The sequence below is a fragment of the Streptomyces mauvecolor genome, from assembly GCF_039532965.1.
In the GTDB taxonomy this organism is placed as follows: Bacteria; Actinomycetota; Actinomycetes; order Streptomycetales; family Streptomycetaceae; genus Streptomyces; species Streptomyces violascens.
The window spans coordinates 90,458-116,912 of record NZ_BAAASQ010000019.1; the positions used below are offsets into that span (position 1 = coordinate 90,458).

The 26,455-nt window shown below is 71.0% G+C and carries 23 protein-coding genes; 21 read left to right on the forward strand and 2 right to left on the reverse strand.

What is annotated here, in order from left to right; genetic code table 11:
- Nucleotides 1–18 precede the first annotated feature (18 nt).
- The 15 genes from ABD346_RS24930 to ABD346_RS25000 are packed head-to-tail and all read left to right on the forward strand — an operon-like array spanning nt 19 to nt 18,622.
- Complete coding sequence (locus tag ABD346_RS24930; protein ID WP_344377825.1) at nt 19–2,190, forward strand: bi-domain-containing oxidoreductase; 2,172 nt, start codon at nt 19–21, stop codon at nt 2,188–2,190.
- Nucleotides 2,187–4,154: a heparinase II/III family protein gene (locus tag ABD346_RS24935; protein WP_344377827.1), complete on the forward strand. Its 1,968-nt coding sequence runs from the start codon at nt 2,187–2,189 to the stop codon at nt 4,152–4,154. The genes ABD346_RS24930 and ABD346_RS24935 overlap by 4 nt, the downstream gene beginning before the upstream one ends.
- Before the next feature lie 8 nt (nt 4,155–4,162).
- Nucleotides 4,163–5,701 (forward strand): right-handed parallel beta-helix repeat-containing protein, encoded by a 1,539-nt coding sequence (locus ABD346_RS24940; RefSeq protein ID WP_344377829.1) that lies wholly within the window; start codon nt 4,163–4,165, stop codon nt 5,699–5,701.
- A gap of 1 nt (nt 5,702) precedes the next feature.
- Nucleotides 5,703–7,007: an O-antigen ligase domain-containing protein gene (locus tag ABD346_RS24945; protein ID WP_344377830.1), complete on the forward strand. Its 1,305-nt coding sequence runs from the start codon at nt 5,703–5,705 to the stop codon at nt 7,005–7,007.
- A gap of 3 nt (nt 7,008–7,010) precedes the next feature.
- Entirely contained in the window at nt 7,011–8,252 is a 1,242-nt protein-coding gene (locus ABD346_RS24950; protein ID WP_344377832.1) for a glycosyltransferase, read from the forward strand.
- Entirely contained in the window at nt 8,249–9,484 is a 1,236-nt protein-coding gene (locus ABD346_RS24955; RefSeq protein ID WP_344377833.1) for a class I SAM-dependent methyltransferase, read from the forward strand. The genes ABD346_RS24950 and ABD346_RS24955 overlap by 4 nt, the downstream gene beginning before the upstream one ends.
- Nucleotides 9,481–10,275 (forward strand): glycosyltransferase family protein, encoded by a 795-nt coding sequence (locus ABD346_RS24960; protein WP_344377835.1) that lies wholly within the window; start codon nt 9,481–9,483, stop codon nt 10,273–10,275. The genes ABD346_RS24955 and ABD346_RS24960 overlap by 4 nt, the downstream gene beginning before the upstream one ends.
- Entirely contained in the window at nt 10,272–10,919 is a 648-nt protein-coding gene (locus ABD346_RS24965; RefSeq protein ID WP_344377837.1) for a PIG-L deacetylase family protein, read from the forward strand. Before ABD346_RS24960 ends, ABD346_RS24965 begins: the two co-directional genes overlap by 4 nt.
- A 3-nt stretch (nt 10,920–10,922) precedes the next feature.
- The gene (locus ABD346_RS24970) at nt 10,923–11,948 is read left to right on the forward strand and encodes an NAD-dependent epimerase/dehydratase family protein (protein WP_344377839.1); all 1,026 of its coding nucleotides are present in this window, start codon (nt 10,923–10,925) and stop codon (nt 11,946–11,948) included.
- Entirely contained in the window at nt 11,945–13,243 is a 1,299-nt protein-coding gene (locus ABD346_RS24975) for a DUF4910 domain-containing protein (protein WP_344377841.1), read from the forward strand. Before ABD346_RS24970 ends, ABD346_RS24975 begins: the two co-directional genes overlap by 4 nt.
- Nucleotides 13,240–14,559 (forward strand): MATE family efflux transporter, encoded by a 1,320-nt coding sequence (locus tag ABD346_RS24980; RefSeq protein ID WP_381229457.1) that lies wholly within the window; start codon nt 13,240–13,242, stop codon nt 14,557–14,559. The genes ABD346_RS24975 and ABD346_RS24980 overlap by 4 nt, the downstream gene beginning before the upstream one ends.
- Nucleotides 14,556–15,512 (forward strand): glycosyltransferase family 2 protein, encoded by a 957-nt coding sequence (locus tag ABD346_RS24985; RefSeq protein ID WP_344377842.1) that lies wholly within the window; start codon nt 14,556–14,558, stop codon nt 15,510–15,512. The genes ABD346_RS24980 and ABD346_RS24985 overlap by 4 nt, the downstream gene beginning before the upstream one ends.
- Nucleotides 15,509–16,729, forward strand: coding sequence for a polysaccharide pyruvyl transferase family protein (locus ABD346_RS24990; RefSeq protein WP_344377844.1), 1,221 nt, complete (start codon nt 15,509–15,511; stop codon nt 16,727–16,729). The genes ABD346_RS24985 and ABD346_RS24990 overlap by 4 nt, the downstream gene beginning before the upstream one ends.
- Complete coding sequence (gene rfbC / locus ABD346_RS24995) at nt 16,726–17,289, forward strand: dTDP-4-dehydrorhamnose 3,5-epimerase (protein ID WP_344377845.1); 564 nt, start codon at nt 16,726–16,728, stop codon at nt 17,287–17,289. Before ABD346_RS24990 ends, rfbC begins: the two co-directional genes overlap by 4 nt.
- 7 nt (nt 17,290–17,296) lie before the next feature.
- Nucleotides 17,297–18,622 carry a glutamate-1-semialdehyde 2,1-aminomutase gene (locus ABD346_RS25000; protein WP_344377847.1) on the forward strand — a complete coding sequence of 442 codons (1,326 nt, stop codon included), beginning with the start codon at nt 17,297–17,299 and terminating at the stop codon, nt 18,620–18,622.
- 7 nt (nt 18,623–18,629) lie between these two features.
- Here ABD346_RS25000 and ABD346_RS25005 read toward each other — a convergent pair whose 3' ends face one another.
- On the reverse strand, nt 18,630–19,310 hold the full coding sequence (locus ABD346_RS25005; protein WP_344377848.1) for a phosphatase PAP2 family protein: 681 nt from the start codon (nt 19,308–19,310) through the stop codon (nt 18,630–18,632).
- Between the two features lie 694 nt (nt 19,311–20,004).
- Between ABD346_RS25005 and ABD346_RS25010 the strand changes: the two genes are divergently transcribed.
- The 4 genes from ABD346_RS25010 (at nt 20,005) to ABD346_RS25025 (ending at nt 22,052) form a co-directional block, all read left to right on the forward strand.
- Nucleotides 20,005–20,229, forward strand: a complete 225-nt coding sequence (locus ABD346_RS25010; RefSeq protein ID WP_344377850.1) for a hypothetical protein — start codon at nt 20,005–20,007, stop codon at nt 20,227–20,229.
- Nucleotides 20,186–20,557, forward strand: coding sequence for a hypothetical protein (locus ABD346_RS25015; protein WP_344377851.1), 372 nt, complete (start codon nt 20,186–20,188; stop codon nt 20,555–20,557). Before ABD346_RS25010 ends, ABD346_RS25015 begins: the two co-directional genes overlap by 44 nt.
- Before the next feature lie 18 nt (nt 20,558–20,575).
- On the forward strand, nt 20,576–20,806 hold the full coding sequence (locus ABD346_RS25020; RefSeq protein ID WP_344377853.1) for a hypothetical protein: 231 nt from the start codon (nt 20,576–20,578) through the stop codon (nt 20,804–20,806).
- Between the two features lie 202 nt (nt 20,807–21,008).
- Nucleotides 21,009–22,052: an alpha/beta hydrolase gene (locus ABD346_RS25025; RefSeq protein WP_344377854.1), complete on the forward strand. Its 1,044-nt coding sequence runs from the start codon at nt 21,009–21,011 to the stop codon at nt 22,050–22,052.
- A 157-nt stretch (nt 22,053–22,209) separates the two neighbouring features.
- On the opposite strand, the gene ABD346_RS25030 is transcribed toward ABD346_RS25025, so the two are convergent.
- On the reverse strand, nt 22,210–22,926 hold the full coding sequence (locus ABD346_RS25030) for a Pr6Pr family membrane protein (RefSeq protein ID WP_344377856.1): 717 nt from the start codon (nt 22,924–22,926) through the stop codon (nt 22,210–22,212).
- 352 nt (nt 22,927–23,278) lie between these two features.
- Between ABD346_RS25030 and ABD346_RS25035 the strand changes: the two genes are divergently transcribed.
- Both ABD346_RS25035 and ABD346_RS25040 read left to right on the forward strand, forming a co-directional pair.
- Nucleotides 23,279–24,799, forward strand: a complete 1,521-nt coding sequence (locus tag ABD346_RS25035; RefSeq protein WP_344377858.1) for an immunity 49 family protein — start codon at nt 23,279–23,281, stop codon at nt 24,797–24,799.
- Nucleotides 24,800–25,220: 421 nt separating this feature from the next.
- Nucleotides 25,221–26,405 (forward strand): hypothetical protein, encoded by a 1,185-nt coding sequence (locus tag ABD346_RS25040; RefSeq protein ID WP_344377859.1) that lies wholly within the window; start codon nt 25,221–25,223, stop codon nt 26,403–26,405.
- The last annotated feature ends 50 nt before the right edge of the window (nt 26,406–26,455 follow it).

A 26,455-nucleotide genomic window follows, 5' to 3' on the forward strand; every position in this document is an offset into this window, starting at 1 on the left:
GAATTCAGAGGAGTTCGGGTGAAACAGGTCGTACAGAACTACAAGAGCGGCGAGCTGGCGGTGCTCGACGTGCCGGTACCGGGATGCAAGCCGGGCGGTGTCCTGGTCCGGACCGCCTACTCGTTGATATCCACCGGAACCGAGCTCATGAAGGTGTCCGAGGCCGGCATGTCGATGCTGGGCAAGGCCCGTTCCCGGCCGGACCAGGTGGCCAAGGTCATGCAGAGCGTGGCCACCAACGGAGTGCCCGCCACCTACCGCAAGGTGATGGGCAAGCTGGACTCGTACACACCGCTGGGCTACTCGCTGTGCGGGGTGGTCGAGCAGGTCGGCACCGGGATCGACGACGTGAAGGCCGGCGACCTGGTGGCCTGCGCCGGCAACGAGCACGCGCTGCACGCCGAGCTGAACTGGGTGCCGAAGAACCTCTACACCCCGGTACCGGACGGCCTCGCGCCGCGGCACGCGGCCTTCGGCACCGTCGGGTCGATCGCGATGCAGGGCGTCCGTCAGGGCGAGCCGCAGCTCGGCGAGGTGGCTCTGGTCATCGGCCTCGGGCTGATCGGGCAGCTGGTACTGCAGCTCCTCGCCGCCTCGGGGGTCCGCGTCGTCGGGGTCGACCCCGACCCGGCGCGCTGCGAGCTCGCCGAACGCCTGGGCGCCGCGGTCTGCGGCGACCCCGCGTCCGCCGCCGTGGAGGCCGCCGTCGCCGAACTCACCGACGGCCACGGCGTGGACCAGGTGTACCTGGCCGCCGGCGGCGGCAGCAACCAGCCCGTCGAGCTGGCCGCCCGGCTCTGCCGGGACCGCGGCCGGGTCGTCGACATCGGCAAGTGCCGCCTGGACCTGCCGTGGAACGCGTACTACGAGAAGGAACTCGACGTCCGGTTCTCCCGCTCGTACGGCCCGGGGCGCTACGACCCGGAGTACGAGCTCGACGGGCGGGACTACCCGATCGGCTACGTCCGCTGGACCGAGCGCCGCAACCTGGCGTGCTTCCTCGGTCTCCTCGCGCGCGGCAGCGTCGACGTGGAGCCCCTGGTCTCCCACATCGCCGACTTCGACGACGCCGTCGAGACCTACCAGCGCCTGAAGGACGGTGATCTCAAAGCCGTGGCGGTGCTGTTCCGGTACCCCGGACACACGGTGGAAGCCGAGGCTCAGACGGTGGCCGTTCCCTCGGTGAACGTGAAGCGGAGTCCAGCCCGGGCCGCCAGGACGCCAGTACGCCTGGCCTTCGTCGGCGCGGGAAACTACGCGACGTCGATGCTGCTTCCGCACCTGGCACAGCGCCACGGCGTCGAGTTGTCGACCGTCGTCACCACGACCGCGCTGTCCGCGGCCAACGCGCAGCGGAAGTTCGGTTTCGCCGAGGCGACCACCGACCTCGACGCCGTGCTCGGCGACAAGTCCATCGACGCGGTGTTCGTGGTCACCCGGCACAGCTCGCACGCCGAACTGACCCGCAGAGCGCTCCTCGCCGGCAAGACGGTGTTCGTGGAGAAGCCCCTCGCCCTCACCGAGGGCGAGCTGGCTTCTGTGCTCGCGGCAGTGGAGGAGTCCGGCAACGACCGGCTTCAGGTGGGCTTCAACCGCCGCTTCGCGCCGCTGCTGCAAGAGGCCAGGAAGCGCTTCGGCGCCCGGACCGGTCCGGCGAGCCTGCGCTACCTGGTCAACGCGGGCCGCCTGCAGCACGGCAGTTGGTACCTCCGGCAGGGCACCGAGGGCTCGCGGTTCGCCGGCGAGGGCGGGCACTTCATCGACACGGCGAGCTGGCTCCTCGGAGCCGACCCGGTCTCGGTGTACGCGGTCGCCACGCCCGGCAACGAGGACCTGCAGGTCGTGCTGCGCTACCCGGACGGGTCCACCGCCACCATCAGCTACGTCACCACCGGCGCGGCCGGCTTCCCCAAGGAGACCCTCGACCTGCTCGCGGACGGCAGGGTGCTGCGGTTCGACGACTTCGTCCGTGCCTCGGTGTACGGGGCCGGGAAGTGGGTCAGTTCGCGGCTGCCCAAGGCCAGGGACAAGGGACAGAACGCCGAGCTGGCCGCGTTCGTCAAGGCCGTGCGGACCGGCGGGCCGATGCCGGTGCCGCTGGAGTCGCTTGCCACCACCACGTCGGCCACCCTCGCCGTGCAGGCCGGCCTGGCCGGCGGCGCCCCGGTGACGTTGGCGAGGGCTCGATGACCGTGATCTCGGGAAGCCCGGGCTGGTACCTGCGCCGCCTTTCCCGGATGGGTCCGCGGGAGGTCGGCGGCCGGGTGGGTGACGCGGTGCGCAGACGGCGGTGGCGGTCGTCGTTACCCAACTGCCCGCGCGTCTCCGGCACCCGGTTCACGGCGGTACTGCCCGCCGGGACGCTTGCCGCGATACCTCCGGACGCCGCGAAACGTCTCGTCGCCGAGGCGGACCGGCTGATGTACGGGCGCGCCGAGTACTTCGGGGTGGTCCGCGACGACCTGGCCGCCCCGGACTGGTCGAGCGACCCGAAGACCGGGCGCCGGGCGCCGGCCGGCTACGCCTTCGACGTGCCGTACCGCAGCGAAGACGCGGTCGGCGACATCAAGCAGATCTGGGAGCTGTCCCGGCATCAGTACCTCACCGTGCTCGCCGCCGCCTACGCGGTCACCGGGGACGAACGGTACGCCGAGCGCGTGGCCGAACATCTGAGGTCCTGGTGGGAGGCCAACCCGCCGCTGCGCGGAGTGCACTGGACGAGCGGCATCGAGCTGGGCATCCGGCTCCTTTCCTGGGTGTGGATCCGCCGCCTACTCGACGGCTGGCCGGGCGCGGCCGGGCTCTTCGAGGGCAACCCGGTGGCGGTGAACCAGATCTGGCACCATCAGCGCTGGCTTGCCGCCTTCCCCAGCCGGGGGTCCTCGGCGAACAACCACGTCGTCGCCGAGACCGCCGGACAGTTCGCGGCGGCCTGCGCGTTCGGATGGTTCCCCTGCTCGGCACGCTGGCGATTCGCAGCGCTGCGGTCGCTGGAGCGGCACCTGCGCGCCAACACCTTCGCCTCCGGCCTCAACCGCGAGCTGGCCACCGAATACCACGGACTTGTGCTGGAGCTCGGCCTGGTCGCGGTGGCCGAAGCCGATGCCGCCGGCGTGCCGGTCCCCGAGTCCATCCGGCTGGTGCTGCTGCGGATGACCGACGCGCTCGCGGCCGTCGTGGACGGCCGGTTGCGGCCGCCGCGCCAGGGGGACGCGGACGACGGGCACGGTCTGGTCGTGGACGGCACGGGCACCGACCGCTGGGGCTCGCTCCTGGCCACCGGGGACGCCGTGTTCGGCCGGCTCGCCTGGTGGCCGGAGGTGGCCGGCACCGATGTGCGCACCCCGCTCCTCGCCGCGCTCATCCGCCCGTACCCGAAAAATGGAACCGCATCATCCGTCGCCCGCCCGGCACAGCGACCGGCCCATTTCGCCGACGCGGGCATGACCATCCTGCGCGGTCCGGGGGAGATCTGGTGCCGCTGCGACGGCGGTCCGCACGGCTTCCTGTCCATCGCCGCGCATGCCCACGCGGACGCGCTGTCCGTGGAGGTCCGCCACGACGGGGTCGACGTGTTCGCCGACCCGGGGACGTTCTGCTACCACGGGCAGCCCGAGTGGCGGCAGTACTTCCGTTCGACCCTCGGCCACAACACCCTGCAGCTGGACGGCGGTGACCAGTCCGTCTCCGGCGGCCCCTTCCTGTGGACCCGGCAGGCCCGCAGCCGCGTTCTGGTCGCGGACACATCCGGCGGGCGGGTGGCCCGCTGGTGTGCCGAGCACGACGGCTACCAGCCCTCCGTGCACCGCCGCCAGGTGGAACTGACCGCCGCGAGCCAGGAACTGCGGGTGGTCGACGAGGTGCGCGGCCCGCGCCGGGCGGTGCACCTGGCGTTCCATCTCGGCCCGACGATCGACGCGGACCTCGTGGGGAACCGGGCCGTGCTCACCTGGACCCGGGACGGCGAGGACCGCTCCGCGGTGCTCGACCTGCCCGGGCAGTTGAGCTGGCGGGCGCACCGCGGCGAGAGCGACCCGCCGCTGGGCTGGTACTCCCCCGGCTTCGGGCGCAAGGAACCCGCCACCACGCTGGTCGGCACCGGCTTCGCCGACGGCGCGCAGGGGTTCACGACCGTACTCAGGTTCCGCGGCTAGGGGGGCGCGTGGGAATCAAGAGGCGGCACTGGGCAGGGACGGCGGCACCGCTGGCGCTGGCCCTGCTGGCGGCGACCGGCTGTACGAGCACATCGGACACTCCGGCGGAACCGTCCGGTACGCCCTCCGCGTCCGGTGCGCCCTCCACGTCCGTGGCCCGGGTGTGCGCCAAGCCTGCGGCCGGTCCGGCGAACGCGCCGGCCGGAGCGGTGACGGTCGACCCGGCGGTGGTCGGTGACCTGGCCGCGAAGACCAGGAACAGCCCCCCGAACACCACGTTCTGGCTCCGCCCGGGCAAGCACACGCTCGAAGCGGACCGCTACGCCCAGATCATCCCCAAGGACGGGGACAGCTACCTCGGCGCGCCGGGCGCGGTGCTCGACGGCCGGAAGACCAACCAGTACGCGTTCAGCGGCGCCGCCCGCAACGTCACCATCCGTTACCTGACCGTCGAGGGATTCGTCGCGCCGCAGGACGAGGGCGTGGTCAACCATGAATCGGCCGACGGGTGGGTGATCGAGCACGCGACGATCCAGAACAACTCCGGCGCCGGCCTGATGGCCGGTGCCCGCCAGCAGGTCCGCGACAGTTGCCTGCGCGGCAACGGCCAGTACGGCATGAACGCGTACAAGGCCGGTGCCCCCCTCACCGGCCTGGTGGTGGAGGGCAACGAGATCGCGGCCAACAACACCGACGACTGGGAGCGGCGGAAGCCGGGCTGCGGCTGCACCGGAGGCGTCAAGTTCTGGGCCGTCAACGGCGCCGACATACGCGGCAATTGGGTGCACGACAACCGTGGAACCGGGTTGTGGGCGGACACCGACAACAACGACTTCCTCATCGAGAACAACGTGCTTGAGGCCAACGACGGTGCCGCGCTGATCTACGAGACCAGCTACAACGCGGTCGTCCGGAACAACACGTTCCTGCGGAACAACTGGGTCGAGGGCCGCAAGTACGCCGACCGCGGCGACACCTTCCCCTATCCGGCCGTCTATGTGTCGGAGTCCGGCGGCGAGCCGCGGATCAAAGCCCGCACGGACAAGATCGAGATCTCCCGGAACGTGCTGGAGAACAACTGGTCCGGGATCACCCTGTGGGAGAACGCCGACCGGTTCTGCAACAGCCCGGCCAACACCTCGTCCGGTGTCTGCACGCTCTTGGTGCCGAAGCCCGACCGGTGTGCAAGGCCCGCGATCGCCGCCGCACCGCTGTACACCGACTGCCGGTGGAAGACCCAGCGGGTGGACATCCACGACAACCGTTTCGTACTGGACACGTCCGTCGTCAAGTGCACCGAGAAGTGCGACCGCATGGCGGTGCTGGCCAACTACGGCACCTACCCCGACTGGTCGCCGTACCAGGGCGAAAGGGTGGCCGAGGCGATCACCCTCGAGCAGAACAACCGCTGGCACGACAACGTCTACGTCGGACCGTGGAAATTCGTCGCCCACGACCCGAGCCGGGTGCTCGACTTCGGGCAGTGGCAGGCCACGCCGTACCGGCAGGACACGGGCAGCACCCTCGCCCCGCGGGCCGGTGGTTGAGATGGACGGGAACCCGATGCCCGGTGGGCCGCCGGGCGGACCGGACACGGCGGGCGCACGGCTCGGCGCCGAACCGCACCCGGCCGGCGCACCGAGGACCGTAGGAGTCATCTGGGGATTGCTGGTCCTCAACACGCTCGGCTCCGCCGGGGCGCAGACCATCGTCCCGCTGCCCCGTTCCCTCATCCAGTTGGTCACCATGGGCTCACTGGTCGGCGCGTTCGCTCTGGCGCTCGCTCTCAATCTCCGGCTGCGCATCCAAGCCGGCGCCTTCTTGTTCCTGCTCACCCTGCTGCTGGTGCCGAGCGTGATCTCCAGCGCGCACCTGGAGTCCGGGTTCGGCGCGCTGTTCCGGTGCGCCCGGCTGGCCCTGTTCGTCGCCACGCTGTGGTTGCTCAGCCGCTGGTGGGACGGCGGCGTGACCTTCGTCCGGCACCACATCCGCATGTACTTCGCGGTGCTCGCGTCGGTCGCCGCCGGCCTGGTCGTCTCACCGGGCGCGGCCATGCCCGACCTCTACGGCGGGCGGCTCGTCGGCGCGTTGTGGCCGCTCACGCCGCCGCAGATCGGCCAGTACGCCGCGGTGATCATCGGGCTCGCCGTGCTGCTCGTACTGGGCCACCGGACCGACAAGGCCAGTGCGGCGGTGGTCGTCGTGCCGTCATTGGTCCTGCTCGCGCTGACCCATACCCGGACGGCCACGCTCGGCCTGGTCGTCGGGCTGGCGTTGGCGATCGGCTCGCTCGTCCTGACCAGCGCGGCGGCCCGCCGGTTCTTCACGTGGACGGTGCTGTGCGCCACCGTGGCCGCGGTGGGGTTCAGCTCCGCGTTGCAGGCGTGGTTCCTGCGCGGGCAGAGCCAGGAGAACTTCTCCAGCCTCACCGGTCGGGAAAAGGTCTGGGACGCCCTGCTTGCGGCCCCCCGGACGACCTCTGAACAGCTGTTCGGCGTGGGCCTGGGCGACAAGTCGTTCGGCGGGCTGCCGATCGACAACAGCTGGCTGGCCGTCTACAACGAGCAGGGCCTGACCGGCATCGGGCTGGTCGCAGCAATCATCATCGTTCTTGCCGGCGTCGCGTTGCTGCGGCCACCGTCGCTGTCGAGGGCCTGTGCGATCTTCCTGATCAGTTACTGCGCGATCGCGTCGTACACCGAGGCCGGCCTCGGCGACGCCTCGCCGTATCTGCTGCATCTGGCCGTGGCCGCCTCGCTCCTCGCGGCACCCGCCGCGGCCGCTCCCCCATCGACGCCCGCAGTCCCTCGGCGGCATCTCCCGCGCTGGGCCAACGGATCGGAGGTGACCTGAAGCATGCACATCCTCGTAGTGCACAACCGCTACTCCTCGGCGCAGCCGAGCGGGGAGAACAAGGTCGTCGACCAGGAGGTCGGGCTGCTGCGCGCGGCCGGCCACCGGGTCGAGGTGTTCGAGCGGCGCAGCGACGACATCGCCACCCGCTCCCTGCCGGGCAAGGCGGCCGTGCCGCTGCTCGTACCGTGGAACCCGGTGGTCCGCAGGGAACTCGCCGCCCGCCTTCACGCCGCGCGGCCGGACGTGGTGCACCTCCACAACGTCTTCCCGCTCCTGTCGCCCGCGGTGCTTGCCGCCTGCGCCGACGCAGGTGTGCCCGCCGTCGCCACGCTGCACAACTACACCCAGATCTGCCCGCCCGGCACGCTGCAGCGGGACGGCCGGCCGTGCACCGAGTGCGTCGGGTCGGCGCCGCTGCCCGCCGTCCGGCACGGCTGCTACCGGAACTCCCGTCTCGCGACGGTGCCGCTCGCCATCAGCCTGTCGGTCAATCGCCGGCGTTGGTGGTCGGGCGTGGAGCGGTTCCTCTGCATCTCCGCGGCGCAGCGTGACGTCCTGGTGCGGGCGGGCATGCCATCCGAGCTGCTCGCGGTCAAGCACAACTTCGTGCCGGAACCCGGCACTTGCCGGACGGCCGACGGCGAGCACGTGCTCTTTCTCGGCCGGCTCGCGGAGGCCAAGGGCGTGCGGCTGCTCATGGCCGCATGGGACGAGATCGCGACGGGCGGCGGTGTGGGCGTGCCGCTCGTGATCGCCGGCGCGGGGCCGCTGGAACGAGAGGTGATGGCCTGGGCGGCGGGCCGGGACGACGTGCGCTACGTCGGCCTGTACGACACGGCGGAGTGTCAGAAGGCCATCGCACGGTCGGTCGCCGTGGTGGCTCCCTCGACGTGGCTGGAGGCGTTCGGCCTGGTGGTCGTGGAGGCGATGGCGGCCGGGGTCCCGGCCGTCGCCGCCGGTCACGGCGCCTTCGTCGAACTCGTCGAGGACGGAGTGACCGGGCTGCTGCACCAGCCAGGCGAGGCGGCCTCGCTCGCGTCCTGCCTGCGTCGGATCGCGGCCGAGCCGGACCGCAACCGGGAGATGGGCCGGGCGGCCCGGAGCCGTTACGAGCAGGGGTTCAGCCCGGCCGTCGGCCTCGAACGCCTGGTGGAGGAGTACCGCACCGCGATCGCGGTGCGGTCAGCACAGGCTCGCGGCGGGGACACCCGCGCGAGCAGGGGGGATGGGGACAACAGATGACACGATGCCGACTCTGTGGCTCGGCGGCGCTGGAGAGCGTCGTCGACCTCGGCGCGACCCCGCCGTGCGAGAGTTTTCTCGCCGCGGACCAACTGGACGAGGCGGAGCCCGCGTACCCGCTGCACCTGCGGGTCTGCACCGACTGCTGGCTCGCTCAGATCCCTCCGCTGATCACCCCGGAGGACACGTTCACGCAGTACGCGTACTTCTCTTCCTACTCGACCTCCTGGGTGGAGCATGCGCGCACCTTCGTCGCCGATGCCGTACAGCGGGTGGGTCTCGGTCCCGACGCCTTCGTGGTCGAAGTGGCAAGCAACGACGGGTACTTGCTGAAGCATGTGGTGGACCGGGGGGTCCGCTGCCTCGGCATCGAGCCGTCGGTGAACGTCGGCGCGGCGGCGCGCGATGCGGGTGTGCCGACACTCACCGCGTTCCTCGGCCCGGACACCGGCTCGGCCGTCCGCGCCGAGCACGGCCCGGCGGACCTGGTCGTGGCCAACAACGTGTACGCGCACATCCCCGACGTGGTGGGCTTCACGCAGGGGCTGCGCGCCCTGGTCGCCGACGACGGCTGGGTCTCCATCGAGGTGCAGCACCTGCTGACCCTGATCGAGCAGAACCAGTACGACACGATCTACCACGAGCACTTCCAGTACTACACGGTCGCGTCCGCGATCCGGGCGCTGGCCGGCGGCGGACTCACCCTCGTGGACGTCGAGTTGCTGCCTACTCATGGCGGCTCCATCCGGCTGTGGGCCAGGCCGAACGAGGTCGCCGGCGAGCCGGCCCAAGGCGTGGCCGACGTGCTGGCCCGGGAGAAGGCCGCCGGGCTGCGGGAGCTGTCCGGGTACACCGAGTTCACGGCCCGGGTGGCCAAGGTGCGCCGGGACCTCCTGAAGTTCCTCATCGAGGCGGCCGAGCGCGGTGAGAGGGTCGTCGGCTACGGCGCCCCCGGCAAGGGCAACACCCTGCTCAACCACTGCGGCATACGGCCCGACCTGCTCCCGTACACGGTCGACCGCAACCCCTACAAGCACGGCAGGTTCACCCCGGGCACCCGCATCCCGATCCTGCCGCCCGAGCGGATAGCCGCCGACAGGCCCGACTACGTGCTCGTCCTGCCGTGGAACCTGCGGGACGAGCTGGTCGGGCAGTTGTCCTTCGTGCACGACTGGGGCGGCCGCCTGGTCTTTCCCATCCCGGAACTGAGCATTGTCGAGGTCAAGCCGTGAAGGTCGTTCTGTTCTGCGGCGGATACGGGCTGCGGATGCGCAGCGGGGCGTCCGACGACATGCCCAAGCCGATGGCGATGGTCGGCCCGCGGCCACTGATCTGGCACGTCATGCGGTACTACGCGTACTTCGGGCACACGGAGTTCATCCTGTGCCTCGGATACGGGGCCCACCACATCAAGGACTTCTTCCTCAACTACGAGGAGACGACGTCCAACGACTTCGTGCTGCGGGGCGGGAAGACCGAGCTGCTGTCCACCGACATAGCCGACTGGACGATCACGTTCGCGCAGACCGGCATCGAGTCACCGATCGGGGAACGCCTTCGCCGGGTGCGACACCACCTGGACGGCGACGAGATGTTCCTCGCCAACTACGCCGATGTGCTCACCGACGCCCCCCTGCCGGAGATGATCGAGAAGTTCACCCGGCGCGACGCGGGCGCGTCGATGATGGTGGTGCCGCCTCAGTCGTCGTTCCACTGCGTGGACCTGGGCGAGGACGGCCTGGTGGGGGGCATCACCGCGGTGAGCGAACTGCCGCTGTGGGAGAACGGCGGCTACTTCGTGCTCCGCCAGGAAGTCTTCGACCACATCCCGGAGAACGGGGACCTGGTCGCCGACGGGTGTGCCCAACTGGCCAAACGAGGACGGCTTGTGGCGCACCAGCACCGCGGCTTCTGGAAGCCGACCGACACGGTGAAGGAGCGGGCCGCGCTCGACGACGCGTACGCCCGGGGCGACCGCCCGTGGGCCGTGTGGGAACGCGACGGCGCGGGGGTGGGCGCATGATCCGGCTCGGGGCCGGGCCCCTGGACCGGATCGTCGCGGTAGGAGCACACTGCGACGACATCGCCATCGGCGCCGGCGGCACGCTCCTGGCGATGTGCCTCGCGCAGCCCGGCATCCGCATCGACGCGCTGGTGCTCTCCGGCGGTGGCAGCGAGCGGGAGCAGGAGGAGGAGGCCGCGCTCGCCGCCCTCTGCCCGGGCGCGGAACTACGGCTGACCGTACTCAAGTTGCCGGACGGCCGGATGCCCGCGCACTGGGAGGAGGCCAAGGCCTCGGTCGAGGAGCTGCGCCTGCGGAGCGAGCCGGACCTGGTCCTCGCGCCGCGCACCGACGACGCGCACCAGGACCACCGCGGCCTGGCGAAGCTGGTGACCACCGCGTTCCGCGACCACCTCGTGCTCGGCTACGAGATCGTCAAGTGGGACGGCGATCTCGGCCGCCCGTCGGCGTACCAGCCGCTGTCGACAGAGATCGCCGAGCAGAAGGTGCGGCTGCTGCAGGAGCACTATCCCTCGCAGCGCCACCGGCCCTGGTACGACCGGGAAGCCTTCCTCGGCCTTGCCCGGATCCGCGGCATCGAATGCCATGCGCGCTACGCCGAGGCGTTCGCCGTCACCAAATTCACGCTCAATCTGGGGGGTTGAACCTTGCGCGTACTGCTGACCGGACACCAGGGCTACCTGGGCACCGTGATGGCTCCGGTCCTCACGGCCGCCGGACACGACGTCGTCGGCCTCGATTCGGGCCTGTTCGCCGACTGCGTCCTTGGCCCGCCGCCCGCGGACCCGCGGGGGCCCCGGGTGGACCTGCGGGACGTCACGCCCGACCACGTGGCCGGGGTGGACGCCGTGATCCACCTGGCCGCGCTGTCCAACGACCCGCTGGGATCGCTGGCGCCGGACCTCACGTACGACATCAATCACCATGCCTCCGTACGCCTTGCCCGGCTGGCCAGGGACGCTGGAGTGCGGCGCTTCCTGTACGCGTCCACCTGCTCTGTCTACGGCGCCGCCGGCGGCGACGACTTGGTGGCCGAGGACGCCCCGCTGCGCCCGGTGACGCCGTACGCGGAGTCCAAGGTGCGGGTGGAGGACGACCTGCACGCGCTCGCCGACGGCGACTTCACGCCGGTGTTCATGCGCAACGCCACCGCCTTCGGCTTCTCGCCCCGGCTGCGTGCCGACATCGTGCTGAACAACCTGGTGGGCCACGCGCTGCTGTCCGGGGAGGTCCTGGTGATGTCCGACGGCACGCCCTGGCGTCCGCTGGTGCACGCCGCCGACATCGCACGGGCCTTCGCGGCCGCGCTGACCGCGCCGCGCGAAGCGGTGCACGACCGGGCGTTCAACATCGGCAGCGAGACCAACAACGTCACGGTCGCCGAGATCGCCGAGCAGGTCGCCGAGGCGGTCTCCGGCTCGAAGGTGGTGATCACCGGCGAGACCGGCGCCGACCCGCGCTCCTACCGGGTGGACTTCTCCCGGTTCCGCGCCGCGGTGCCCGGCTTCGACTGCGAGTGGACCGTGAAGCGGGGCGCGCTCGAACTCGCCGACGCCTACCGGAAGTTCGGGCTGACCCGGGAGGACTTCGAGCAACGCTTCACCCGCCTGGCCGTGCTGCGCGCGGCGTCCGAGGCCGGCGCTGTCGACGAAACCCTGCGGTGGCGCCGATGACCGCGTCCGGCGAACAGCCGATGCCCTCGGCCGGCGAGCACATGCACGCGCTGGTGGAGCGGCTGTACCCGCTGTGCCGGAGCATCACCGGCGACGGGGTGCGCGCCACCTTGGAGATCGTCGGCGAGTACCTGCCGCTGCGGGTGCACGAGGTGGCGACCGGCACGCAGGTGCTCGACTGGACCGTGCCCCAGGAGTGGAACATCCGGGACGCGTACATCGCCGACACCGCCGGCAACCGGGTCGTCGACTTCGCCGCGTCCAGCCTGCACGTGCTCGGCTACAGCGTGCCCGTGTCGCGGACCATGCCGCTGGCCGAACTCCGCCCGCACCTGCACACCCTGCCGGACCACCCGAACTGGATCCCGTACCGCACCAGTTACTACGAACCGGAGTGGGGCTTCTGCCTGGCCCAGGCGACCTTGGACGCACTTGCGGACGGCGAGTACGAGGTGCGCATCGACTCCACCCTCACGGACGGCCACCTCACCTACGCCGAGCACGTGATCCCCGGGCAGGTCCCCGACGAGGTGATCGTCTCCTGCCACACCTGCCACCCGTCACTGGCCAACGACAACCTGGCAGGCATCGCGGTGGCGACGTTCCTGGCCCGCGCGCTGGCGGAGCAGACCCCTTACTACACCTACCGGTTCATCTACGCGCCCGGCACCATCGGGGCGATCACCTGGCTGGCCCGCAACCAGGAGCGGATCGACCGGATCAAGCACGGTCTGGTGCTGGCCTGCGCCGGCGACCGGGGCCGACTGACGTACAAGCAGAGCAGGCGCGGCGACGCGGAGATCGACCGGGTGATGCGGCATGTGCTGTCGGCCTCCCAACGCCCGCACCGCGTCACGGAGTTCACTCCGTACGGCTACGACGAGCGGCAGTACTGCTCGCCCGGGTTCGATCTCGGCGTGGGCTCGCTCAGCCGGACCCCGTACGCCGGCTACGCCGAGTACCACACCTCGGCCGACAACCCGGGCTTCGTCTCGCCGGAGGCGATGGCGGACACCCTCGCCGTCTGCCGCGAGGCGTTCGCCGTCCTCGACCGCAACCGGCGGTACGTCAACCTCAGCCCCTACGGCGAACCGCAGCTGGGGCGACGCGGGTTGTACGACTCGCTCGGCGGCCGCAGCGACGCGAAACAGGCCCAGATGGCCATGCTCTGGGTGCTCAGCCTCTCCGACGGCGAGCGCAGTCTCCTTGACGTCGCCGAGCGGTCCGGGCTGCCGTTCGACACCGTCGCCGTCGCGGCCGACGCCCTGCGCGGCGCCGGGCTGATCGAGGCATGACGCCGATGGCCACCAAGGGGGAGAAGACGACGACAGCGGCGGCCCCGGCCCGGCACGCCCGGCGGACCGCCAAGCGGGCCGTCCTCGGCCGGCTGTCCTGGGGCCTTGCCGACCAGGCGGCCTCCAGCCTGTCCAACTTCGTGGTGGGGATCTACGTCGCCCGCTCGCTGGGGCTGACCGCGTTCGGCGTGTTCAGCCTGGCCTGGGTGACCTACGGCGTGGTGCTCAGCGTCTCCCGCGGCCTGGCCACCGACCCTCTCGTGGTGCGCTTCAGCGGCGTGCCGGACTGGTCCTGGCGCAGGGCGGTGGCCCGGTCGTCGGGCACCGCGCTCGGCGTCGGCGGTGCCATCGGGGCGGCCTGTGTGGCGGCCGGCCTCGTTCTCGGCGGGCGCGTGGGGCCCGCGTTCGCCTGCCTCGGGTTCGTGCTGCCGGGTCTCCTGTTGCAGGACGCCTGGCGGTACGCGTTCTTCGCCGCCGGCACCGGGCGCAAGGCCTTCGTCAACGACATCGTGTGGGGCGTCGCGCTCGTCCCCGCCATGGTGGTGGCGGCCCGCGTGGGCAGCGTGGCCGCTTTCGTGCTCGCCTGGGGCGCGTCCGCAGCGGTGGCCGCGGCGTACGGCTGCCTCCAGTCCGGCATCCGGCCCCGGATGACCCAAGCGCGCGAGTGGCTTCGCGAACACCGCGACCTCGGCTGCCGCTACCTGGTCGAGAACGTCGGCGTCAGCGGCGCCGGCCAACTGCGGGCGTACGGGCTCGGCGTGATCGTCGGGGTCGGCGCGGTGGGTGTGGTGCGGGGCGCCGAGCTTCTGCTCGGCCCGTTCATGGCCGTGCTGATGGGTCTTTCACTGGTCACCGTCGCGGAGGCGGCACGGGTACTGCGCCGGACCCCGCACCGCCTCGGCGTCTTCTGTCTCGCCCTTGGCGGCGTGCAGGCCGTCGCCGCGCTGCTGTGGGGCGCGGCGCTGCTGCTGATACCGGACCGGCTCGGCGAGCTCGTCCTCGGCGACGTCTGGAGCTCTGCCTCGACGCTCATCGTGCCGGTCACGCTCGGTGTCGCGGGCGCGGGCCTGGGCACCGGCGCGGCGGCCGGGCTGCGTGCGCTCGCCGCGGCCCGGCGCAGCCTGCGCTGCCAGATGTTCGCGTCCGCCTTCTATGTCGGCGGCGGGCTCGGCGGAGCGGCCGTGGCCGGCACGGTCGGCTCGGCCTGGGGCGTCGCCGCCGCGACCGTCTGCGGCTCGGCCGTGTGGTGGCTGCAGTTGCGGTCCGCCCTGCGCGAGGGCCACCACCACACCACCCCCGAAGCGAGGACGACATGACCGCCCACCCCCGGCTGAGCATCGGCCTGCCCGTGTACAACGGCGAGGAGTACCTTGCCCAGGCTCTCGACGCCCTGCTCGGCCAGACCTACGAGGACTTCGAGCTGGTCATCTCCGACAACGCCTCGACCGACGGGACTCAGGTCGTCTGCCGCTGGTACGCGGCCCGCGACTCCCGTATCCGGTACCTGCGGCTGCCCCGGAACATCGGCGCCGCGCCGAACCACAACTACGTGTTCACCGAGTGCCGCGGCGAGCTGTTCAAGTGGGCCTCGCACGACGACCTGTACGCCCGGGACCTGCTGCGCCGCTGCGTCGAGGCCCTCGACGAGCGGCCTGACGTGATCCTCGCCCACTCCGGTCAGGCGGTCATCGACGGCGAAGGACAGGTGAAGGTCCCGTACGAGTACAAGATCGCCACCGACTCGCGGCACGCGCCGGAGCGATTCCGCAGTTTCCTGTTCGAGCCCGGTGGTGACGACTTCTACGGGGTGATGCGCGCCGACACGCTGCGCCGGGTGAAGCCGCACGACAGCTACCACCATGCCGACCGCGCGTTCGTCGCCGAGATCGTCCTGCACGGGCCCTTCCACCAGGTGCCGGAGCTGCTGTACTTCCGCCGCGACCATCCCACCCGTGCCGAGCGGGCGAACCCCTCCAAGCGCTCCCGGTGCGTCAACCTGGACCCGCGCCGGTCAGGCCTGCTGCACCCGACGCCCCGGCTGCTCGCCGAGTACGTCTGGGGCTTCGCCTCCGCGATCCGGCGGGCGCCGTTGTCCCCGGCCGACCGGCGCGCGTGCTACCGGCACCTGGCCGCGTGGATGACCAGCCGGGCCCGGCCGGGCGTCGGCGAGCGGGTCGAGGACCGCGCCCCGGTCGACCCCGCGCGGATCACCGTCTCCGTCGACGCCCTCGTCGCCGGGCGTGAGAACCGTGAGGGGACGCAGTCATGACGCCCGTGCGCGTCGGGGTGTTCGGTCTGCTGGGCTCCGGCAACCTCGGCAACGACGGGTCGCTGGAAGCCGTACTGGGCTACCTCCGAGCCGAGCACCCGGAGGCGGCCGTGGACGCGCTGTGCGGTGGACCCGAGGTCGTCACGGCCCGGTTCAAGATCCCCGCGACGCGGCTGCACTGGTACCGCGGGGAGTACCGGACCGCGTCGCGGGCAGGCGCGATCACGGGGAAGGGTCTGGGCAAACTCGTCGATGCCGTCCGCACCGCCGTCTGGGTGCGCCGGCACGACGTGGTGATCGTGCCGGGCATGGGCGTCCTGGAGGCCACCCTGCCGCTCCGGCCGTGGGGCTTCCCGTACGCGCTGTTCCTGCTCTGCGCGTCCGGCCGGCTGTTCGGCACCCGGGTCGCGCTGGTCGGCGTCGGCGCCGCTCCGATCGGCAAGCGGCCGACCCGGGCCCTGGTGCGCTGGTCGGCGCGGCTTGCCACGTACCGGTCCTACCGGGACGACCTGTCCCGCGACGCGATGCGGGAGATGGGCGTGGACACCTCGCGCGACGAGGTCTGCCCGGACCTCGCCTTCGCCCTGCCGACGCCGCGGACGGGCACGCCCTCGGATCCGCCGGGCGGCCCGGTCTGCGTCGGCGTCATGGACTTCCACGGCAGCGACGACGACCGTGCCCGGGCCGAGGAGATCCACCGGCGCTACCTCGACGGGACAACTCGCTTCGTCCGCACACTGGTCGAGGACGGCAGGCAGGTCCGGCTGCTCACCGGCGACGCGTGCGACGCGCCGGTGGTCGCCTCGATCCTCGACGCGGTGGACTCGCCGCTGGTCACCGCTGCCGAGACCGCCTCGCTCGCCGACCTCATGAACGAGATGGCGGCCGCCGACACCGTGGTGGCGACCCGTTACCACAACCTCGTCTGCGCGCTGAAGGTCGGCGTGCCGACCCTCGCACTCAGCTATGCGGCGAAGAGCGACGCACTCATGTCCCGGATGGGCCTTGCCGCGTACTGCCACCCCGCTGGCGAGGTCGACGCCGACCGGCTCCTGGAGCAATTCCGGGCGCTGGAGCAGCGGTCGGCGGAGCTGCGTCGGACCCTCACCGAGCGGAATCTGGTCGCCGTCCGGCAGCTCCACCACCAATTCGGCGCATTGACCTCGGCCCTGTTCCCGACGGCCGGCCACGCCCACGCCCTGCAGGAGTCACCATGAAAGCGATCGAAGTCCCGGCGATCGACGGGGCGTTCCTGTTCCTGCCGACGCCGTACGCCGACGAGCGCGGCTTCTTCTGCCGCACGTTCGACGCCGACGTGGTCCGCTCGGTGGGCCTCGACCCGGACGCCTTCGTCCAGGACAGCGTGTCCCGCTCGGTCCGGGGCGTACTGCGCGGCCTGCACCTGCGCTCCGGCAACGGCGAGGCCAAGCTGGTGCGGTGCTCGTACGGGAAGATCTTCGACGTCGTCGTGGACCTGCGGACGGACTCACCGAGTTACCGCAACGTGGCCTCCTTCGAGCTCACCGGCGACACGCAGGCGACCCTGTACATCCCGGCGGGATGCGCCCACGGCTTCCAGGCGCTGACCGAAACCGCCGACACCTCGTACCGGATCGACCGCCCGCACGATCCGGCCGAGGACGTGACGATCGCCTTCGACGACCCGGAACTCGCCATTCCCTGGCCGCTGCCGGTCACATCGATGTCCCCGCGGGACAGGGAGGCACCGAGCCTCGCCGAGGTCCTGAAGCATGTCGTGAAGCACAAGGAGGGGTGAAGTCGGCTTGGACACCGAAGAGTTCCCGCTGCCCCGGTCGCGCCGGGCCAACGAGCGGCTGCACGCGCTGGTCCCCGGCGGCGCGCACACCTACGCCAAGGGAGACGACCAGTACCCCGAGAACCTGGCTCCGGTCATCAGCCACGGCCGCGGCGCCCACGTGTGGGACGTCGACGACAACCGCTACATCGAGTACGGCTCCGGGCTGCGGTCGGTCAGCCTCGGCCACGCGCACCCCCGTGTGATCGAGGCGGCGCGGCGGGAGCTGGACCGCGGCAGCAACTTCGTCCGTCCGTCCATCGTCGAACTCGCCGCCGCGGAACGCTTCCTGGCCACGGTGCCGACCGCCGAGATGGTGAAGTTCGCGAAGAACGGCTCCGACGTCACCACCGCCGCGGTGCGCCTCGCACGCGCCGTCACCGGGCGCCCGCGCGTGGCCATCTGCGGCGATCAGCCGTTCTTCTCCGTCGACGACTGGTTCATCGGTACGACGCCGATGTCGGCGGGCATTCCGGCGGCGACCACGGAGCTCACGGTGGCGTTCCCCTACGGGGACCTGGCCGCGACGGAGGAGCTCCTGACCCGGTACCAGGACGAGGTCGCCTGCCTGATCCTCGAACCCGCCGGCCTCACCGAACCTCCGCCGGGATACCTGTCCGGCCTGCGCGAACTGGCCGACCGGCATGGCTGCGTGCTGATCTTCGACGAGATGATCAGCGGCCTGCGCTGGTCCGAGGCCGGCGCCCAGGGCCTGTACGGAGTCGTCCCGGACCTCTCCACGTTCGGCAAGGCGCTGGGCAACGGGTTCGCCGTCTCCGCGCTTGCGGGGCGCCGGGAGCTGATGGAGCGGGGCGGCCTGCGCCACTCCGGCGACCGGGTGTTCCTGCTGTCCACGACGCACGGCGCGGAAACGCACTCTCTGGCAGCCGCGATGGCCGTGCAGACCACGTATGTCGAGGAGGGCATCACCGCTCAACTGCATGCGATCGGCGAGCGGTTGGCCACGGGCGTCCGCGAGGCCGCGGCCGCCACGGGCGTCGCCGACCACATCGTCGTCCGTGGCCGGGCCAGCAACCTGGTCTTCGCCACCCTCGACGAGGACCTGCGGCCGTCGCAGCAGTACCGCACCCTGTTCCTGCGCCGGTTGCTCGCGGGCGGAGTGCTGGCCCCGTCGTTCGTGGTCAGCAGCGCGCTCAGCGACACGGACGTCGACCGCACCATCGACGTGGTGAGCCAGGCATGTGCGGTGTACCGGAAGGCACTCGACTCCGGTGACCCCACCCCCTGGCTGGCCGGGCGGCCGGTGAAGCCCGTGTTCCGCCGCCGGGTGTGACGCGACGTCATCGACGTTCCCGCCGACCGGCGTCGGCCGTCCGATCGCCCAGCCGGTCGGCCGCCCGGTCGATCAGCCAGGCGGTCGCCGGAATCACCACCAGCGCGGTGCACCAGCCGCCGAGGACGTCGGTCGGGTAGTGCGCGCCCAGGGCGACCTGCGCCCAGCCCATGGCGGCGCCGGCGACCAGTGCCGAGGCGAACACAACCAATCTGCCGGCCGTCCTGCCGAGGCCGAACCGCCCGGTCGCGAGCAGCGCCACCACGAGAGCGAGCGCGGTGGCGAAAGCGGTGTGGCCGCTCGGGTAGGACAGGTTGCCGTCGCCGTGGATGGTGCGCCCCACCAGGTGTTTGAGCAGCGCCGCCATTCCCAGGGTGATGCCGGCGCCGGCCATGACGAGCGCCGCTGCGCGAGGACACCGAAGCAGCAGGCAGCCTGCCACAGCGGCCACGACCAGCGTCGCCGCTCCGGCGGGCTCCCCCAAGAAGTCCATGGCCAGGGCGACTTGCCGCCACGGCGGCCGCACATCGTCCACCGCCGGCTGGACCCACCTGTCCACCATGCCGGGCTCGCTGTGGCCGGCGTACAGGACCCCGAGCACGACGACCACCGCCGCGGCGAGGGCCGCGATGAGCCCGAGCCACGCGCGCAGCTGTGGCGGCACCGCGGGCGTAGGCTCGCCGGTCATACGCCCACCGCGCCCGGTCGGCCTGCCGTTCCTTGCCGTGATCGATACAGCCGTCCTTCGCACCGCAGCAAGTCTGTCGCCGCCCTTCTGCAGCTGGCCGAACGAGCCCACGTGCGCGTTCAGCGTATGCCGGGAAAGCCCTCCCATCCTCCAACTTCCCGCAGAACCAGGGGCATTACGAAGGCGGAACCCGCAACACCCACGGCCGGGAGCAGACACGGCCCTCCGCCCATGCCGGGGCTGCACGGCAGGCCCGACCACCACCGCCTTCACGCGCGGCGGACGCTGCCGTACTCCCTGAGCCGGAGGCTGGATTCCTCGAACGTCGGGAGCGAACAGCGCTGCATGGCATCACCCACACCGACGTACGTGGTCGGCCGGCCTTGTCCGGTCCTGCGGCAACGGGCGACGATGGTGTTCCAGGGCTGCGGAACCTCTCCAGCGACCGCGTTCCCTCACTCCGATTCCCACCCCTGCCGCCGTTCTGTTCGCGCTTCTCTGCGCGCTGACCATCTGGCTGCTGAGCGTTTCTCCCGCTGCTGCGGCTCCGGCCGCCCGCGCCATCGTCGCGCAGTGCGAACTGGGCACCCACCTCAGCGACCTCTACGACATCGATCCCGCCAAGGACCGGTTCTCCGCCCGGCTGTGGCTGTGGACCCTGTGCCCGGACCGAAGTGTCGACCCCCTGCCGCACGTGTCCTACTCCAACGCCGACGAGCCCCACACGACGGACCCTCATGTGATCGCGCAGGGTGGCCAGGTCCTGGACCAGGTACGGCTGCAGAGCGCCTTCCGGCAGGACTGGGACGTACGCGACTCCCCCTTCGACCACCACCGGATCGAGGTGCTCCTCACCGCCCCGGATCTACCTCGCCGTGCTCGTCGCCACCTCCACGTTCCTGCTGTCCTTCCGCCATGAGGAACTGGGCCCCGCCGAGCGGCTGGACGCCCTGTACAACCGACTCGCCGTTCTCGGCGGAGCACTCTTCGTGGCGGTGCTCACCATGCAACAGGCGAATACGGTGATCACCAGCACCGACGGCCTGACACTCATCGACTGCCTCCACCTGACGACCCTGACCTTCCTCCTCGCGGCAGTGGTCGCCACCGTGCTCTCCTGGCGCTGGACGATCGGGGGAGGCTCCCCCGCCCGGGCGGAACGCCTCAGCTACCGCGGCGCCTGGATCGGACTCCTCGGATACACCGTCGCATGCGGCACCCTGGTGCTCCTGGCCGCCGAGAAGTAAGTCGGCGGCGGCCAGGCAGTGGCCACCAACGGCCGTGCCGTCATCATCGCGCTGGCCGGCCTGGCCGTCTCCAACATCTCCTTCATCGGCACACTCGGCATCGCCGCGGCCATCACCGCCGTCCTCCGGCCGGACGACAGAGAGGTGCGCTGTCCACCGCCGCGCGGATTCCGCGTGCGGCCCGGCCGCGGGACAGCACGAGGGGAACTACCCCTACGGGGGGCGCCGAGCGACATCGGCCTCGGATGAGATGGGCGAAGTGTCACACAATGCAACCGTCCCTCTCTCCTTGTCGTCTTGTGATGCGCGACCAGCATTCCTGCCCCACGGCGACGAGGGGCGGTACAAGACGAGGAACAGGCTCCCGATGACGCACCCTCCGACGCTCACCCAGCCGCCCCAGAGCGGCTCACGACCGGCCCGCCGCAGGCGTTCCCGCACCAAGGGCTGGGTGATCGGCGTCGTCGGCACAGCCTGCCTCGGGGTGGCTGCTTGGCAGGTCATGGAGTACTACGAGATACCGCCGTTCACCGACAAGGGCGACAGCATCTCCTTCGCCAAGTCCGGTCGCGGCGACGGCGCCCAGGCCGCCGACTCCAAGGCGCAGATGGCGACGGGCCCCGAGGCGTCCTTCGAGATCTCCGGGCATGCCGATGACGGCAGCAAGATCAGTGTCACCACCCTCAAGGGACAGAAGTCGGGGTTCACGGGCAAGGTTTGGGTGTGGGCACCCAAGGAGTACTTCGACGATCCGAAATACAGGAACAGCGGATTTCCTGTACTGATCGCCCTGCCCGGAGGATCGGGGTTCCCGAACAATTACTTCGGATTTGACAACGGGACCATAAAACTGGAGTCATCCATAGCCAAGTGGGTCAAGGAGGGCAAGAGCCTGCCATTCATCCTGGCCATGCCGGTACTCAATCCGGAGGACACCGACAAGAAGGGCTCCCCGCACCCCGGCCGGTACTGGGACGGCAGCGACATCCCCGGTCAGCCCAAAATGGGAACCTGGCTCACCGAGGACGTCCCCGACCTGATCAAAGCCAACTTCCGTACGATCAAGGCTCGCGACGGCTGGGGCTTCATGGGGAACTCCACAGGCGGCTTCGCCGGCCTGAAGTCCGTGCTGCAGAAGCCGGACAAGTTCAAGGCAGTGATCGCCAATGGCCCCGACATCGTTCCGGACTCCCTGCTGTGGGAGGGGCACGACAAGGAAAAGGCGGCGAACAACCCAAGAGTCCTCGCGCCGAAGCTCATCGAGCGCGGCGGTCCGGATGTCTATCTCGGTTTCCAGATCGGCGACGGCAAGGGCGAGGCGAACGACAAGAAGCAGATCGACAGCTTCATATCCCAGTACGGCAAGGGCCCGGTCAAGACCAAACTCCATGTCATCAAGGGGGGCCAGCACAACGGCGCGACATACCTCCCGAACATGGATACCGGCGGCATGATCCAGTGGATCAGCGAGCACATGCAGGGCCCGGTCGACTGAGGTTTCCCTGGGGGCCCGTCGCGCCTCCGGGATCCGCAGTGCCCCTGGGCCCTCCATGTCCGTCTACAACAAACACGAAGGCCCGGACTCCGATACTGGATCCGGGCCTGACATGTGCGTCCCACGGGCGGCTGCCTCGGCCGCCCGGATGCTCGGCTCAGCCGGGATCCGCCGAAACGGGTTCCAACACGGCCCGCGCCTCGTCCGGCTCGCCCGCCCGGCGCTCCTCGCGGCGGCCGACCAGCCGGTCGGCCGCCGCCAGTCCCAGCCCGAGGAGATAGAAGAAGACGGCCAGGCACACGCAGTTGACGGTCACCATGAGTCCGCTGTGCTGGGTGAGGTCCAGGAAGGGATACGGGTAGCGGGTGTCGCCGCCCACCATCGCACCGCGGATCAGCGCGAACCCGAGATAGCCCAGCGGGTAGCCGAGCCAGTAGAGGGCGTGCCGTCCGCGCAGCTGTCCGCGCGGGCCGAACAGCAGCCAGTCGGCGAGCGCCATCAGCGGCGCGAGCACATGGAGCAGCACGCTGTCCCACTGGTAGTGGGACTCCTTCTGCACGGTGTAGAAGGGGCTGGCCGGGTTGGCCAGCAGGAGGTTGAAGACCAGCCCGGTGATCAGTGCGTAGAGCGTGGCCGCACCCTTGACGACAGGCGACGGCGCGCGGCCGCCGCGCAGGCCGCTCCAGGCGAGGGCGCCGAAGCAGATCGCCAGGATCAGGTTGGACTGGAACGTGAAGTAGATCCAGAAGTCGGCAGGGCCCGGATCGGCGATACTGCTGTACGCCTCGCCAGTGAGCCCTGCTGCGCCGACCAGGAACAGCAGGCACCGAAAGGCGGCCCTCCCGTCGAGTCCAGCCCTCTTGAGTACGGCCATGGCGCTGCTCCCCCTCCTCGGATGATCCCGCCGATCGGCTGAGAGCAGTCATGTTACTGGCCGGAAACCATCGGGGCGGGACCGGTCCGCATGGGGATGCTCCGCCAGCAGACGCAGAAGTCTGTTGTCGTTCCAGATGCCGTCGCGGGCCTCGACCAGTTCCATGAGAGCCGCGAGGGTGCGTCCCTGCGACCACGGCGAGGCAGGGGAACTGTCGCTTGATGCGACGGAGGGGGGTCGCATACGTACCCCGAACGCCTGCCCTCGGCCGAACACGCCCGGCCGGCGGCGTCGCCCTGACGGGGTGGCCTGGCACCCCATCTCCGTGCGCGTACCTCGTAGAGTTGCCGGGATGACATCCCAGCACGTACACGAGTCCGGCCCACACCCCTCCGACGAGGGTGACGAGAGCGTCGAGGAGTTGCTGCGGGGCGCGCACGTCCGGCTGTTGGCGCTCGATTCGCTCAACCCGGAGATAGCCGGAGCCCTGCGGTACGCGCGGGTGGTGGCCGAGAGCCTCGTCTTCGCGTACGCCCTGGACCGGCCGACCAGCGTACGCATCCTGACGGACCGGGATGTGGAGCGGGTGGGTATCGAGGCACTGGGCGCGGCGGCGTACGCGAACCTCATGCGGGTTCCCGTCGAGCACGACGAAGTGCCGTTCGAAGACGGGGTCCGGCTGCACACCGTCTACGGCGACTCGCATTTCGTGGCGAGTCAGGCCCTGTACCTGTCCGAAGCGGTCCGGCAGGCCGGCGGCGAGCCGCTCCCGGACGACGGCGCCCTCGTCGTGGTGCCCAGCCGGCACAATTTCGTCTACTACCCGATCGCCGACGGCTCCGTGGTCGACGGCCTCAACAGGCTGGCCACATACGCGCTGGGCGCGTACGAGGACAGTGGCAGGGCCGCGCTGTCCCCGCGGGTCTATTGGTGGCACCGCGGCCGGCTCACGTCGCTCACGGTCATCGACCCCGACACCCGCACTTTCTCCTTCGACCTGCCGCCGCAGCTGCTCGCCCTGGTGAAGGGTCTGACGCGCCTCGACCACTCCGGGCGCCTGCCTACCCGCATGGCGTCCCAGGCACCGCAGGATGCCGAACTCGCGCGCTTCACAGCGGAGTTGATCGACGGGCTGGCACAGGACGAGACCCGGCTCGGTGAGGCGTTCGGCGCGGCCGTCGCCCTGGCCCACGCCCGTTGCGCCGACGATCCCCAAGCCGCGCACGTCGGCACCTGGTACGCCTGGGCCACCGCACTGCAGCTCGGCTGTGCGCGGTTCACCGGTGCCGAGCCGCAGGAGTGCCACCTGGGCGACGGCCTCGTCGCCTCCCTCCCCGCCCTGCGTGCCGAACCGCCGGCGGAAGCCCGGGGCTGGCTGGATGCCCTCTACCTGGCGGTCGTGTGCCGGAAGATGGACCGGATCCGCCGGCTGTGCGAGGTGCCGCTGGAGCGGCTGCGCGAGGACGACTCGGTCGACGAGTACGTCCTGCACTGGATCGACACCCTGCGGACCTACCTCTCGAACGGCCCCATGGACAACTCGGTGCAGGCACTGACCGCCACCATGAAGACGTCCATGCCGGACGCCGTGACCCACGCGCCAAAGGACTTCATCAACCAGATCGACTACCAGCCGTTCGCTCTCTTCCACCGCCTCATCACCGGCGACCAGGCCGGGTTCGCCACCACTCTCACCCAAGCGCTGAAGGACCACGCGGATTTCTGGGGCGAATCCACCGCGCCACGCGCCCACGTAGCACTCGGCCCGCTCGCGATGGCGTGCCTCGCCTTCGACTGGGACATCCCGTTCGACCGGCAGCAGGCCCATCTGCCCGCCTATCTCCTCAACCGCGAGCGCATCGAGGACATCTGACCACCTGATGCCCACCCCCCGCAGCCGGGCGTGGGCGGTCGTTCACCGAGCGCCCTGTCTGCCCATGCGCGGCCTCGGCGCCATGCATGTATGCCCTGCCGTGACGGCAGGGCATCCTCAGCGATCGGCGCACCGTCCAGCATCCAGGACCGCAGCCACGGCCCTGGACGATGCCCGAACGTCCAGTCCTCGCCCGTAGCAGCACAGCCCGCGTGACCTACGTGGCCACACCGGCGTCGGCGAGAACCTCATCCGTTTCCCCGGGCCAGACCTCAGATCCACGAGACGGTCCACGCCGTGGGGCACCGGATCGCGGCAGCACGTGGCTGATTAGGCTTCCCCCCTGCCGACCAGCGATAACCAGTCGTACGATGCCGCCAGGAGGCTGGCTGCCGGGGTTGCCCTGGACCAGGCGCTCGATGTGACGGACCCGGAATCCTGGATCGGCCTCGACTTCGGGGTGCGTGAACTGGCCTGGGCCCGGCCGGAGTTGCTCCACTCCAAGGCCTCGCCGTCCGGGCGGCTGCTGAGCTGGAAACGGAATGCGCCGCTGCCCACCGTCACCTGGCCGCGGCAGCCCGGTGACGCCGAACTCGCCCTGGCCCTCTGCCATCCCGACGGCCACATCCGCGCGGCTGCGCTCGGCCGCTCCGGCGAGCGGCCCGCGTTGTTTGCGCTGGTCGTCATCCGCTGCGCGGACTGGGCGGGTCCGGTACGCGCAGGGGCCCGCGCGCTCCTGGCCGAGGCGCCCCCGCACCAGCTTGCCGCGCACGCAGCACTGATCCTGCGGGTCGGCCGCAGGTCCCGGGGCGGTTTCGCCCAGGACCTGTTGACCGGGGTGCTGCGCACGGGCCCGGCCTCGCAAGCCGAGGCGCTGCTCAACAGCGGCGACCGGGCCACAGCCCGCCTCGCGCACCGCGTGTCCGTCGAGCGGCGGCTGCTCCCCGGTGCGCGGCTCGCACGCACCGCCGCCCGCCACCCCGACGTCGTGGTGCAGGACCTGTGTGCCAACGCGGCCGTCGCCACACTTGGCGAGGGCACAGGTGAGGGCATCTTCGACGGGTTCGCCGAGATCCTGGCGCCGCTCCTCGGCTCCCGCCGGCCCCGGGTCAGGTCGGCGGGGGTGACCGCGCTGCACCGGGCCAGGCGGCACGCCGACGCGGAGCCGTACCTCACAGACCGGTCCGCCCTGGTGCGGGCGTGCGCCCGATGGGTGCTGCGGCAGGGCGGTACCGACCCGGCACCGCTGTACCGTGCGATGTGCACCGACCCCACGGCCCGGCCCGCCGCCGCGGCGGGCCTCGGCGAATGCGGAGCGTGCGAGGACACGGACCTGGTCCGGGCGCTCCTTGCGCACCCGGCTCCCGGGGTGCGCGCCTGCGCGGTGGCCGGGCTGCGGGCGCTGGAGGCGGTGAGCGTCGCCGACGTACGACCGCTCCTGAACGACCCGTCGGCGGATGTGGTCCGGCAGTCGACCAAGGCCCTGCTGCCTCGGGCCTGCGACGTACCGCGAGAGCAGCTGCGAGCGCTCCTGGCCGAAGACCGTCCGCGCCACCAGCGAGTCGCGGCGATCCGCCTTCTTCGGGCCGCCGGGGTGCATGCCTAGGGCTGCCGCGCGGCTCCGCTCCTCGGCCGGCGCATCCCGTGCTCGAAGCC